Annotated in this window: 10 protein-coding genes; 6 read left to right on the top strand and 4 right to left on the bottom strand. The window is 59.8% G+C overall.

All coding sequences use genetic code 11. From position 1 onward, the window contains the following. Window positions 1-50: 50 nt before the first annotated feature. Entirely contained in the window at window positions 51-695 is a 645-nt protein-coding gene (locus tag ACM6IV_RS07760; RefSeq protein WP_414869437.1) for an ATPase, read from the bottom strand. A gap of 169 nt (window positions 696-864) precedes the next feature. Between ACM6IV_RS07760 and ACM6IV_RS07755 the strand changes: the two genes are divergently transcribed. The 3 genes from ACM6IV_RS07755 (at window position 865) to ACM6IV_RS07745 (ending at window position 2,942) form a co-directional block, all read left to right on the top strand. Beyond that, a complete protein-coding gene (locus tag ACM6IV_RS07755) occupies window positions 865-1,113 on the top strand; it encodes a hypothetical protein (protein WP_414869436.1) in 249 nt (82 codons plus the stop codon). 147 nt (window positions 1,114-1,260) lie between these two features. Further along, the gene (locus ACM6IV_RS07750; RefSeq protein ID WP_414869435.1) at window positions 1,261-2,418 is read left to right on the top strand and encodes a GGDEF domain-containing protein; all 1,158 of its coding nucleotides are present in this window, start codon (window positions 1,261-1,263) and stop codon (window positions 2,416-2,418) included. 8 nt (window positions 2,419-2,426) lie between these two features. Further along, window positions 2,427-2,942, top strand: a complete 516-nt coding sequence (locus tag ACM6IV_RS07745; protein ID WP_414869434.1) for a PaaI family thioesterase — start codon at window positions 2,427-2,429, stop codon at window positions 2,940-2,942. Window positions 2,943-3,096: 154 nt separating this feature from the next. On the opposite strand, the gene ACM6IV_RS07740 is transcribed toward ACM6IV_RS07745, so the two are convergent. Continuing rightward, window positions 3,097-5,295 (bottom strand): OsmC domain/YcaO domain-containing protein, encoded by a 2,199-nt coding sequence (locus tag ACM6IV_RS07740; RefSeq protein WP_414869433.1) that lies wholly within the window; start codon window positions 5,293-5,295, stop codon window positions 3,097-3,099. 221 nt (window positions 5,296-5,516) lie between these two features. Between ACM6IV_RS07740 and ACM6IV_RS07735 the strand changes: the two genes are divergently transcribed. Further along, window positions 5,517-8,129 carry an EAL domain-containing protein gene (locus ACM6IV_RS07735; protein WP_414869432.1) on the top strand — a complete coding sequence of 871 codons (2,613 nt, stop codon included), beginning with the start codon at window positions 5,517-5,519 and terminating at the stop codon, window positions 8,127-8,129. A gap of 44 nt (window positions 8,130-8,173) precedes the next feature. Here ACM6IV_RS07735 and ACM6IV_RS07730 read toward each other — a convergent pair whose 3' ends face one another. Both ACM6IV_RS07730 and ppk2 read right to left on the bottom strand, forming a co-directional pair. Then, the gene (locus ACM6IV_RS07730; protein ID WP_414869431.1) at window positions 8,174-8,389 is read right to left on the bottom strand and encodes a hypothetical protein; all 216 of its coding nucleotides are present in this window, start codon (window positions 8,387-8,389) and stop codon (window positions 8,174-8,176) included. Between the two features lie 268 nt (window positions 8,390-8,657). Continuing rightward, window positions 8,658-9,473: a polyphosphate kinase 2 gene (gene ppk2 / locus ACM6IV_RS07725; RefSeq protein WP_414869430.1), complete on the bottom strand. Its 816-nt coding sequence runs from the start codon at window positions 9,471-9,473 to the stop codon at window positions 8,658-8,660. A gap of 188 nt (window positions 9,474-9,661) precedes the next feature. Between ppk2 and ACM6IV_RS07720 the strand changes: the two genes are divergently transcribed. Further along, on the top strand, window positions 9,662-11,788 hold the full coding sequence (locus ACM6IV_RS07720; protein ID WP_414869429.1) for a TonB-dependent receptor family protein: 2,127 nt from the start codon (window positions 9,662-9,664) through the stop codon (window positions 11,786-11,788). Window positions 11,789-11,847: 59 nt separating this feature from the next. Further along, window positions 11,848-12,639 carry an enhanced serine sensitivity protein SseB gene (sseB, locus tag ACM6IV_RS07715; protein ID WP_110718711.1) on the top strand — a complete coding sequence of 264 codons (792 nt, stop codon included), beginning with the start codon at window positions 11,848-11,850 and terminating at the stop codon, window positions 12,637-12,639. The last annotated feature ends 65 nt before the right edge of the window (window positions 12,640-12,704 follow it).

Genomic DNA, 12,704 nt, shown 5'->3' with positions numbered 1-12,704 from the left:
GCAACGGTTCAGCCTCACGGAGCCGCCGTCGCCATTTATGTTTTAAATGTTCAGCTCGACGCCACCAGCGCCTTGAGCGATACATCGAACTGCTTCAAGGCGCTGAGTTGCAGGTCACGCTGTTTGTCGATCTGTGCAGCAATGGCCGGCGCCGCCTGGTTGTGTACCCAGACCGAAGGCAACTGTTTCTCGACGGCACCTTCTGCCTTGCCGATGTACTGCAGATCGGCGTCGTAGAAGCGTGCGGTGAAACGCGCTTCGACCACGCTGTTCTGCTGCGTCAGCAAGCGGTTGAAGGTATCGAGCTTCACCACCACGTCTGGATGCGCCTGCACCAGAGCATCAAGGTTGTCGTAAACGGTCACCGACAAGAACTGCTGTTGCAGGGAACTCACCAGCCAGTCGATGGCCAGTTCCGGATCGGAACTGCTGACAAAGGCTTCGCGAATCCGCGAGTCGAGCGCATCTTTCGCGCCGTTGACCGCCATGTCGTGGTAACGCTCAAGGTATTGCAGGTTGTCCAGGGTGTTCTCGCTGAGCAACACGCCCACGGTTTGCGAATGCTGCAACGTGGCGCTACTGCCGGTGATGGTCTGGAAATGACACGACCCGGCGTCGGCTGCGAAAGTCGGGGCTGTGAACAGTGCGCCGCTTGTCAGCAGGGCGACCAAAGCCAGTCGGGTCAGTGTGTTCATCGCGCAAATTCCTTGAGCTGCGTGTTCGATGGAGGCGATTTTCCGCCGATTGCCGACAAAGCAGAACTTGCGTTTCTTGATGGTCACTATTACTTCTAGCAATAGTTGCGCGACATGCAGCCTGATACACACTCAATACAAGTAGAAAAAGACCAATGAGGAACCTTCCTTGAGAACGTTTGACCTGATCCGAGACGCCGTTCTGCCCGACTTCCGCGAGCGCGTAGCCGAGTACCTCGTGCAGTACGAAAGCGTGTTACTGGACAAAAACGCCGATGACCAGCAGCTCATCAAAGACACCGCCAATCAGTTGCGCGGTTACCTGCGCGGGCTCAACACCACGCGAGTGCTGGGTATGGCTTATTGGGAAGAACTGGATCGTCGGGTCGTCGACACTTGGCTCACGCCCGAGCAATGACCGATCGGCACGGTGATCAGGGCGGCGGCCAGCAACCGCACCCTCCCCGCTGCCAGTGGTCTGCGCGGCAACACGACCGCTGCGAAAAAACCGCCCGAACGCTTACAATCGCCGGTCTCACTGCCACTCAGACAGGCTCAGCAAGAAATGCCGCTCGACCCACCTACGATGCTGACCATTTCCGTCGCCCTCGCAGCCGCTGCCGCGCTGTACCTGGCGATCGAATGGCGCAGCATTCGTGAGCCTTCGCTGCTGTTCTGGAGCGCCGGTTTCGCCACCATCACCGTCGGTTCCACCCTGGCCCTGCTGCGCAGCAGCGGTTTTTTGCTGATCGGCATCTGGTTCGCCAACGGCCTGCTGGTGACCGCGCATTTCCTGTTTATGCTCGGCGTGGCGCGCTTCACTCAGATTCGGCTATCGCCGGCCTGGTACCTGATCTTCGTCACCTGGCTGGTCATGCTGCTGTTGCCGGACGGGCCGTTGTGGTCGAAGGTCATGCTGGCGGCCAATTCGTTGCTGGTGGCGCTGTCGACCCTCAAGGCCAGTTCACTGCTGCGCCCCCACGGCAAGTCGCTGAGCGTCGGCGCAGTGCAGTTGCGTTATGTTTTGCTCGGCCACGGGATCTTCTATGTGGCCAAAGCCCTGACCGTGGTGATCCCCGGTACGCTGATCGATCTGGCGGCATTTCGCGGCGAGATCATTCAGATTTCCTTGGTTGAAGGCGCGATGGCGATCATGTTGATCGCCCTGTCGATGACCGGCACCGAGCGATATCGCCGGGAAAAACAGATCGCCCGCCTCGCCGAGCGCGACCCGTTGACCGCCCTGTACAACCGCCGCGCCCTGGAAAAACGTGCGCCACGCCTGCTCGAAGACGTTTCGCCGGCGCATCCCGGCGCCTTGCTGCTGATCGACATCGACAATTTCAAACTGGTCAACGACCAGTACGGCCACACCGCCGGCGATCGTTTGTTGATCGCCTTGAGCGAGATGATCCGCTCGCTGCTGCCACGTAATGCGCTGACGGCGCGTTTGGGCGGTGACGAGTTTGTCATTTTGCTCAGCAGCACATCGGCTGAGCGCGTCATGGAACTGGGCAACGCGTTGCGCGAGCAGTTTCTGAACATGACCTCCCAGACATTCCCCACCACCGCCGCCGTGACCCTGAGCATCGGCGCCAGCCTGTTCGACACCCCGCCCAGCCACCTGACGGCGCTGATCGAACAAGGCGACGCCGCCCTCTACGAATCGAAACGCGGCGGTCGCGATCGCTTGCGCCTGACCGGACTCACCACAGCAGGATAATAAAAACCATGTCCAGCCTCGATACTCCCCTGCAAGACCTCGCCGCTCCCGAAGGCATTTGCTACGGCTGTGGCGGCCGTAACCCGCACGGCCTGCACGTCAAAAGCCGCTGGCACGAAGACGGCGTGCACGTCATCGCCGAACACCTGCCGGAAGCCAAATATTGTGGCTGGCCGGATCTGGTCTACGGGGGACTGATTGCGATGCTGGTCGACTGCCATTCCAACTGGACGGCCATGGCGTACCACTACCGCGCCGAAAACCGCGAACCCGGCAATCAGCCGCGCATCGACTGCGTCACTGGCAACCTCGGCATCAAGTTCATCAAACCGACACCGATGGGCGTGCCGCTGGTTTTACGGGCGAAGGTCGAGGGTGACGTCGGGCGCAAGACCCAGGTGATCTGTGAGGTGTATGCGGGGGAAGTGCTGACGGCGGTGGGCGATTCGGTGTTTGTGCGGGTGGATACAGGGCAATTGGCGGATGCGGCGCATGGGCGTAAAAGCCAAAGCCCCTCACCCTAGCCCTCTCCCAAAGGGAGAGGGGACTGACCGAATACGCCGACCTGTGATATCGATCTAACCCGGTTTTTGAAAAGCTCACCGATCAGCTCCCTCTCCTGGGGGAGAGGGCTGGGGTGAGGGGTGAATTCACCACCGAACCCAATGTGAAACCGGCCTAGACCTGTTGCACATTCGCCCGCGCCGAATGCAGCTTCTTGTAGCTCTCAATCAAGCGCAAATGCCGATCCAGCCCTTCCAGCTTCATGCTGGTCGGCGTCAATCCGTAGAAACGCACGCTGCCGTTGACCGAGCCAATCGCCGCGTCCATGCGCTCGTCGCCGAACATGCGGCGGAAGTTGGCTTCGTAGTCTTCCAGTTCCAGATCCTCGTCCAGTTCCATTTCCAGCACCACGTTGACCGCTTGATAGAACAAGCCGCGCTCCACGGTGTTGTCGTTGTATTGCAGGAAGGCTTCGACCAGGTCTTTGGCCTGCTCGTACTTCTGCAGGGCGAGGTAGATCAGCAGGCGCAGTTCCAGAATGGTCAACTTGCCCCACGGCGTGTTGTCGTCGAACTCGATACCGATCAGCGTGGTGATGTCGGTGTAATCGTCCTGTTCGCTGTTCTCCAGACCCTGAGCGAGGTTGCGCAGGCCGACTTTGCTCAGGTTGTGCAGGTTGAGGATGTCAGCACGGAATTGCAGGGCTTTGTTGGTGTTGTCCCAGATCAGGTCTTCGACCGGGTAGATCTCCGAGTAGTCCGGCACGAGGATGCGGCAGGCCTTGGCGCCGATGTGCTCATAGACCGCCATGTAGACTTCCTTGCCCATGTCTTCGAGGATGCCGAACAGGGTGGCGGCTTCTTCGGCGTTGGAGTTTTCACCTTGGCCGGAAAAGTCCCACTCGACGAACTCGAAGTCCGGTTTGGCACTGAAGAAACGCCACGACACCACACCGCTGGAATCAATGAAGTGCTCAACGAAGTTGTTCGGCTCGGTCACCGCCTGGCCGGAGAAGGTCGGCTGTGGCAAGTCGTTCAAACCTTCGAAACTGCGGCCCTGCAGCAATTCGGTGAGGCTGCGTTCCAGCGCCACTTCCAGGCTCGGGTGCGCGCCGAACGAAGCAAACACACCACCGGTGCGCGGGTTCATCAGGGTCACGCACATCACCGGGAATTCGCCGCCCAGCGACGCATCCTTGACCAGCACCGGGAAGCCCTGCTCTTCCAGGCCTTTGATGCCGGCAAGGATGCTCGGGTACTTCTCCAGGACCTCTTGCGGCACATCTGGCAGAGCCATTTCGCCTTCGAGGATTTCGCGTTTGACCGCGCGCTCGAAGATCTCCGACAAGCACTGCACTTGCGCTTCGGCCAAGGTGTTGCCAGCGCTCATGCCGTTGCTCAGGTAAAGGTTTTCGATCAGGTTGGACGGGAAGTACACCACCTCGTTGTCCGACTGGCGCACAAACGGCAGCGAGCAGATGCCGCGCTGGGTGTTGCCGGAGTTGGTGTCGAACAGATTCGAACCGCGCAACTCGCCGTCACGGTTGTAAATCTTCAGGGTGTAGTCGTCGAGAATTTCGCTCGGCAATTCGTCCTTCGGCCCAGGTTTGAACCACTTCTCGTCCGGGTAATGCACGAATTCGGCGTTGGCGATCTCTTCGCCCCAGAATTGGTCGTTGTAAAAGAAGTTGCAGTTCAAGCGCTCGATGAACTCGCCCAGCGCCGAGGCCAGTGCGCCTTCTTTGGTCGCGCCCTTGCCGTTGGTGAAGCACATCGGCGAGTGCGCATCGCGGATGTGCAGCGACCAGACGTTGGGCACGATGTTGCGCCACGAAGCGATTTCGATCTTCATCCCCAAATCAGCGAGAATGCCCGACATGTTGGCGATGGTCTGCTCCAGCGGCAGGTCTTTGCCGGCAATGAACGTGCCCGCGTCCGAACTGGCCACCGGCATCAACAGGGCCTGGGCATCGGCGTCGAGGTTTTCGACTTCTTCGATGATGAACTCCGGCCCGGTCTGTACGACCTTCTTTACCGTGCAGCGATCGATGGAACGCAGGATGCCCAAACGGTCTTTCTCGGAGATGTCCGCCGGCAATTCCACCTGGATCTTGAAGATCTGGTTGTAGCGGTTTTCCGGGTCGACGATGTTGTTCTGCGACAGGCGAATGTGTTCCGTGGGGATGTTGCGCGTGTCGCAGTACAACTTCACAAAGTACGCCGCACACAACGCCGACGACGCCAGAAAGTAGTCGAACGGCCCCGGTGCCGAGCCATCGCCCTTGTAGCGGATGGGCTGATCGGCGATCACCGTGAAGTCGTCGAACTTGGCTTCAAGTCGAAGGTTGTCGAGAAAATTGACCTTGATTTCCATGCGGGATTACCAGAATACGGCTAAACGAATGGCGGCCATTATCCGGTTTTTGCGCGGGAAGTCTTGCCCTTTCGGGATTCGCCGCTGGCCGGCCATGCTGGAAATTCCGGCAGATTCGCTACACTTTCAACAAATCCAGGCAATGCCATATAACAACAATCTGAACATTGTGGCCGCCCCATTGTTCTAGATTCAGAAGACACCGGATCAAGGACGAGCACATGGCCGTTAACCTCGCTGCGCCGCCAATCCCCACCCCGCAACGCGCTGTGACCCGCCGCTTGGCGATTGCCATCGGTGGCCTGTTTGTCGCGGGGGTCGTCGCCGCGATCAGCACCCTGCTCGGTATCGCCAATTCCCTCGACGCCAAGGATCTTGAACAGAACCAGTTCTATTCCGCGCGAGCCGTGGAAAACCGCATCACCACATCAAAAAATTACATCACCAGTTACGCTTACTGGACCACAGCCTATGAGGCCCTGAGCGGGCCGGTCGATATCAACTGGGCCTACACCGAGCAGAACATGGGCAAGACCCTGTTCACCAGCGACGGTTATGACGGCGTGTTCGTGCTAGATCGCAACCGCACCAAATACGCGGTCATTCGCGGGCAAATGGTCGACACCGACGTGTCCACGGTCTTGCAAGCGTCCGCCTCGGCGCTGGTCGAGCAGGTACTGGCTCAGCCCGACCTGACCAAACCGATCAGCAGCTATTCGCTGTTCGAAGGCTGGCCGGCATTGATCACTGCGGCGGCAATTATTCCCAACGATGAACGGCCACTCGACGAGTTGAAAAACACTTCGGTACTGGTGTTTGTCGACAAACTGACCCCGACCAAACTGCGCAAGATCGGCAGCGGCTATGGCCTGACCAACCTGACCCTGGCGCCGGATGCCACCATCGAAACGGGTCAGCCCCGCGTGCCACTCGATAGCACCGGCTACAGCCTGATCGCCGACCTGCAGCGCCCCGGCCAGCAACTGTTATGGTCGTTGGTGCCGCCGCTCGGCGCGACGTTCCTGGTGTTGATGTTGCTCACGGCGTACTTTTTCCGCCACGCGCTGCGCTCGTCGCAATACGTCGACAACAGCATTGACGCGATGCAGGCCTCGAATCTGGCACTCGAAGCGGCCAACCATGCGCTTGAAGCCAGCGAGGAACGCTTTCGCGCGGTCGCCGAGGCCGCGTCGGACTGGATCTGGGAAGTTGACGGGCAACTGTCGCTAACCTATCTCTCAGCCCGTTTCAGCGAAGTCACCGGCTACCCGCAAGCCCTGTGGCTGGGCCAGAACATCGGTGAGTTACTGACGTGCGACACCACCCCGCTGGAGCTGTGGCTGCGCAAACTCAGCGACGAAAACAGCGCCGGCGATTTGCGCTGCACTTACCGCGACCACTCCGGGCAGCCGCGTCATTGCCGGCTCTCCGCGCGACCGATTTTCGCCAAGGACAGCGTCGTCGGGTATCGCGGCACCGCCAGCGACATCACCGACGAGGTCGCCGCCCATGCGCAGATCCAGCACCTGTCGATGCACGACGCTCTGACCGGCCTGCCCAACCGCAACAAACTGGCCCGTTACCTGGATGAAGTACTGTTGCTGAAGGAACACGCGCCACCGCTGTCGCTGTTGATGATTGATCTGGACAATTTCAAACCGATCAACGATTCCCTCGGTCACCCGGCCGGCGACGCGGTGCTGCAGGAAGTCGCCGCCCGTCTGCGCGAATGTACCCGCGAACACGACATCGTCGCCCGCCTCGGTGGTGATGAATTCGTCGTGGTGCTCAACGGCATGGACAGTCACAACGAAATCGATAAATTCTGCACGCGGCTGATCGGCAGTCTGCATCAACCGATTCTTTACGAGCAGCATCCGCTGCACATCGGTGCCAGTCTCGGCATCGCGCTCAGCCGTCGCCACGGTTTCGTCGCCAGCGATCTGATCCGCTATGCCGACATCGCGCTGTATCAGGCCAAGTCCGAGGGCAAGAACACCTGGTGCTATTTCGAAGCGCACATGAGCGACCAGATCCAGACGCGCCGACAGATGGAAGATGACCTGCGTCATGCGCTCAAGCACAACGAGTTCGTCCTGCACTATCAGCCGCGCTACAAGGTCGATGGCAAACAGATTGTTTCAGTGGAGGCGCTGGTGCGCTGGCAGCACCCGACCAAAGGTTTACTGGGGCCGGACGTGTTTATTCCGCTGGCCGAGCAGACCGACCTGATCGTGCCGTTGGGGCGCTGGGTGTTGCGCGAAGCCTGCGAAACCGCGCTGGGCTGGCCGGAGGACATCCTGCTCTCGGTCAATCTGTCGCCCGCGCAGTTTGCCCTCAGCGATGTGGTCGAGGATGTACGTGAGGTGCTGGTGCAAACCCGCTTCCCGGCCAGTCGTCTGGAACTGGAAATCACCGAGAACGTAATGCTCAACGACACCGACGGCGCACTGACCACCATGAACGCCCTGAAGGAGTTGGGCGTACGCCTGAACATGGACGACTTCGGCACCGGTTACTCGTCGCTCGGCTACCTGCGCGCCTACCCGTTCGACGGGATCAAGATCGACAAACGCTTTATCGCCTCGATCAGCAGCGGCACCAATGATCGCGCGGTGGTGCAGGCAATCATCGGCCTGGGCAAGGCCATGGGCCTGACCGTGACCGCCGAAGGCGTCGAGACCGAAGAGCAGCTGGATATTCTCGGGGTCGATCAATGCAATGAGGTGCAGGGTTACTTCATGAGCCGGCCGATCGACAAAGCAGCATTTGCGCGGTTACTGCACGATTCCAGAGGCGCACAACTGAAGTCGAAGAAAGGTCGTGTGACCTGAACGGCTATAGCGCCGAGCAAGCGCTGTAGCCGTTCGCGGTGCCTTCAATCGTGTGTTGGACTTGAGTCATTGGTAAACACATTGCCCGCATCCCGCACCAGCTGCCGCCACTCGGCGCTGGTGATCAGCCCCTCCTCCTCCATTTCATCGGCTGCCTTGAGCAGTTCGTCGTACTGCTGCTCCGGGTCCAGACGCATCTGCGCTTGTGTCGCCAGTTTTCGCCATGCCGCCAGTCTTTGTTGTTTGTGCTGATCGACCATAGGGGATCTCTCGTGAAGGACTCTCTTGATAGAAAGAAACGAGATCGCAGTCGTTCAGCGCAGTCGACGGATGGACTGCTGACTTCTAAAGGCTTGGACTAAAGGGGATCCGCAATGATGGATAATCACCGAACACTGCAGGAGTGAGCCTGCTCGCGATAGCGGTGTGTCTGTCGCGGACGTGTTGGCTGACACACCGCTATCGCGAGCAGGCTCACTCCTACAGGGATTGGTGCTGGCCAGCCTCCATTGTGTCTGGTGCAACTGTTCAGAACTTTTCCGCTACGCGTTTATACGGATAATCCGGATCCCGGTACTTGCCCGGTTTTTGCCGTTTGGGCAGCTCGATGTTCTCGCGCTTGACCTCCTGATACGGAATGCGGCTGAGCACATCGGAGATGATGTTCAGCCGTGCGCGGCGCTTGTCGTTGGAGTCGGCCACCCGCCACGGCGCGTGTTCGGTATCGGAGTATTTGAACATTTCATCCCGCGCCCGTGAGTAGTCGTACCAGCGGCTGTAGGATTTCAGGTCCATCGTTGTCAGTTTCCAGGTCTTGCGACCGTCGTTGATTCGCGCCTCGAGCCGCCGGGTCTGTTCTTCGGGGCTGACTTCCAGCCAGTACTTGAGCAGGATCACCCCGGACTCGACGATCGCGTTTTCAACCCACGGAATCGATTTGAGGAATTTATCTGCCTGTTCGTCGGTGCAGAAGCCCATCACCCGTTCGACACCCGCGCGGTTGTACCAACTGCGATCGAAGATCACCACTTCGCCCGCCGCCGGTAGATGAGGCAAATAACGCTGCACATGCATCTGGCTTTTCTCGCGATCGGTCGGTGCCGGCAACGCCACTACGCGGAAGACACGCGGGCTGACACGCTCGGTCAACGCCTTGATCGTGCCGCCCTTGCCCGCGCCGTCGCGGCCTTCGAAAACGATGCAGACCTTGACGCCCTCGGCGATCACCCATTCCTGCAACTTGACCAGCTCGACGTGCAGCTTGCGCAACTGCTCGAGGTAATCCTTGTTTTTCAGCTTCGGACGTTCGGGCGCCTTGGCGACCTTCTTTTTGTCTTTTGCCATGACCAAGCCCTCTCCAATGAACGCGGCAACACAATGTTGATTGACGGGAAAACCCAGACACGTGAGGTTAGTTCAGGACCTGCCGTTTGCCATTGCCGGGGGAAAAGCACAATTGCCATGTGTTTCCTTCGTTCTTTATGACGTCGCACTGTTCATTGCCCTGCCCTTGTTTGCCTGGAGTTTTCTCGATGCCCGCGTCCAAATCCCTGCCTGCCGCCCTGCTGGGCATTGCCCTCGCCTGCCCGGCGCTGGCCGAGACTCAAGGTCTGGAACTGGGGCAAGTGCTGATTTCGGCTGACGAGCAAAGCGGCTCAGACGCGAGCATCGAAGAAGCCAAAACACGTCTCGAACAAGTCCCCGGCGGCACCAACGTGGTCGACATGCGTCAGCCGTTGCAGGGCCGCGTGGCGAGCAATCAGGATGTACTGGCGTATCAGCCCGGGGTTTATGCGCAGTCGGCGGGCAACGAAGGCGTGAAGATTTCGGTGCGTGGCTCGGGCATCAACCGCGCGCCGGGCGCCCATGCGTCGGGGCTGTACACCATGCTCGACGGCCTGCCGCTGACCGGACCGGGCGGCACGCCGTATGAATTGCTCGAGCCGCTGTGGGTCGATCACGTTGAAGTACTGCGCGGTGCCAACGGCTTTGATCGCGGTTCGCTGGCGCTGGGCGGTGCCATCGATTACGTCAGCCGCACCGGTTACACCGCGCCGAAGCTGCAAGTGCGCTACGCCACCGGCAGCCACGGCTATCAGCAGCGTCAGGTCAGTTCCGGGCAAGTACTCGGCGACTTCGATTACTACGTGTCGCTCACCGACTCCAACGCCGACGGCTATCAGGATCACACCGCCAGCGAGAGCAAAGGCGTGATCGCCAATTTCGGTTATCGCTTCAACCCGAACCTGGAAACCCGCTTCTATATCCGCTACCGCGAGACCGACAACGACCTCGCCGGCCGCGTGACCAAGCACTCCATCGAACACTCACCTCGTGTGGCCAACCCATCCTATGTGGCACGCGACGACAGCCGCAAACAGCCGGGCAGCACGTTCATCGGCAACAAGACCACCTGGTACATCGACGACGATTCGAGCATCCAGACCGGCCTCGTCTACCACGACTACCCGATGGACCTGCGCGAAGGCCCGAACCGTTTAAAAGTCGCCTACACCGACGTCAGCGGCACTTTCGACTACAAACGCCGCGACACGATTTTCGGCATGGAAAGTCGCAGTAACGTCGGCCTGCGTGTGACCAAACATCTGCCCAACGACGGCGCCAGCGAGTTTGTGCGCATCCCCACCGGCAACACCGCCGGCTACGCGCCAGGCACACGCATGCGCAACTTCACCTATCAGGGTTCGGACACCGTACTGCACTTCGGCAATGACCTGGAAATCGCCGACGACCTGTGGCTGACCACCGGCCTCGCCGCCATCTACACCCGCCGCGAAAGCGCCGTGACCTACCCGCAAAGCGGCGGCAAGACCAGCATGAACGACTGGGACTACGCGCCACGCCTCGGCCTGCGCTACCAGCTCACCCCGGACCTGCAAGTGTTCGGCAACCTCAGCCGCTCGGTTGAAGCGCCGCACCCGTGGTCGCTGATCTACAGCTCCAACGTGCGTTTCCCGACCGGCAACGGCGCGGCGACCGGCACGCAAAAAGACCCGATCAACCTGCAGAACCAGACCGCGACGACGCTGGAACTCGGCGGCCGGGGTGACAGCGCCGTCGGCGAATGGAGTCTGGCGTGGTACTACGCGCAAGTACGGCATGAGTTGTTGTCGGTGTTGCCGGATGCCAACGCCGTCACGCCTTACGAACTCAACGCCAGTCCGACCGTGCACCAAGGCGTCGAAGCGAGCCTCAACAGTCAACTCTGGTCGGCCGCCGATGGTCGCCAGTTGAGCCTGCGTCAGGCGTATACCTTCAGCGATTTCCACTATCGCGACGATGATCGTTTTGGCGATAATCGCCTGCCCGGCTTGCCGATGCATTACTACCAGGGCGAGTTGCGCTACGACTGGCCTCAGGGCTTCTTCGCCGCGGTCAACACGCAACTGGTGTCGAAAGTTGCCGTGGATTACGCCAACAGCTACTACGCCGACCCTTACGCGCTGTTCGGCGCGACACTCGGCTACAACGCGCCGAAAGGTGACTGGCAGACGTGGCTGGACATGCGCAATCTGAGCAACAAGCACTACGCCGCCACGGTGACACCGGGGTATGACGACAAAGGTCTGGACGCGGCGCGATCGACACCGGGTGAAGGGATGGGTGTGTATGTCGGGGTGTCGTGGAGTCTGCTCTGACACGAGCCGGTGGCGAAAACCCAAGTCAGCAATTTTCTAGCGTGTCACGGATGGACATCATGGATAACCGGCAAGAAAACCCACTGGAAAAATCGCTCAGGCTGGCCGCCGACGAGCCCGCGCACCGGCCTGAGTTCTTCACGACACTGCTGAACTCGCCGGTTTACATCCTCGGCACGACGGGCACGGCAGACGGCGTGGTCAATCTCGAAGCCGGCAGCAATATCAGCATCGCGCACTGGGAAAAACCGGATGGCACCTCGGTCATTCCGTTTTTTTCGTCGCTGCAAACCCTGCAACAGTCGATCAACGGTGAAGAGACTTATCTGGAGTTGCCGGCCAGGTCGCTGTTCGAGATGACGCTGGGCACGCCTCTTTTTCTCAACCCGAAGTCGCCTTATGGCAAAGAGTTCTTCCCGCAGGAAGTGGCCAATCTGCTCTCCGATGAAGTCGGCCAGACAGCCACCTCGCGCACCGTCGAAAAAGAAACCAAAGTCCTGCTCGGCCAGCCTTCGCAATACCCGACACAAATGATCCATTCGCTGACGCAGTTACTCGCCAAACATCGCAACGTTAAACGCGGTTTTCTCGCGTTGATGCACGACACTTCGGTGGACGAAAAACCGCACTTGATCGTCGGGATCGAGGCGGACGGCGATGTTCAGCGGGTCATGCGTGAAGCCGGCAATGTCGCCGGGGACACGGCGCCGTCGGGCGAACCCGTTGACCTGTACCGCGTCTGCGAAGGTGAGTCGGGGCTGAGCGATTACTTTCTCAAGCAAACGACGCCCTTCTATGAGCGCAGTTGGGGCAGCAAGCTGCGTTCACTGTTTGGCTTGGGCAAGGCTTGAGCGCTGGCGCTCTGTTGGCAAACACCCGCTCGCAATCAGCAAATCAACAACGTCAGACGCCCGTC

It is taken from the genome of Pseudomonas sp. IT-347P (assembly GCF_949768005.1).
Classification (GTDB): Bacteria; Pseudomonadota; Gammaproteobacteria; order Pseudomonadales; family Pseudomonadaceae; genus Aquipseudomonas.
The sequence above is the reverse complement of the archived record's forward strand: the minus strand, read 5'-3'. Positions and strand labels throughout refer to the sequence as shown.

Coding starts and splice junctions, on each gene's coding strand:
- ACM6IV_RS07760 (WP_414869437.1), bottom strand. CDS start 695: ATGAACACACTGACCCGACTGGCTTTGGTCGCCCTGCTGACAAGCGGC.
- ACM6IV_RS07750 (WP_414869435.1), top strand. CDS start 1,261: ATGCCGCTCGACCCACCTACGATGCTGACCATTTCCGTCGCCCTCGCA.
- ACM6IV_RS07745 (WP_414869434.1), top strand. CDS start 2,427: ATGTCCAGCCTCGATACTCCCCTGCAAGACCTCGCCGCTCCCGAAGGC.
- ACM6IV_RS07740 (WP_414869433.1), bottom strand. CDS start 5,295: ATGGAAATCAAGGTCAATTTTCTCGACAACCTTCGACTTGAAGCCAAG.
- ACM6IV_RS07735 (WP_414869432.1), top strand. CDS start 5,517: ATGGCCGTTAACCTCGCTGCGCCGCCAATCCCCACCCCGCAACGCGCT.
- ACM6IV_RS07730 (WP_414869431.1), bottom strand. CDS start 8,389: ATGGTCGATCAGCACAAACAACAAAGACTGGCGGCATGGCGAAAACTG.
- ppk2 (WP_414869430.1), bottom strand. CDS start 9,473: ATGGCAAAAGACAAAAAGAAGGTCGCCAAGGCGCCCGAACGTCCGAAG.
- ACM6IV_RS07720 (WP_414869429.1), top strand. CDS start 9,662: ATGCCCGCGTCCAAATCCCTGCCTGCCGCCCTGCTGGGCATTGCCCTC.
- sseB (WP_110718711.1), top strand. CDS start 11,848: ATGGATAACCGGCAAGAAAACCCACTGGAAAAATCGCTCAGGCTGGCC.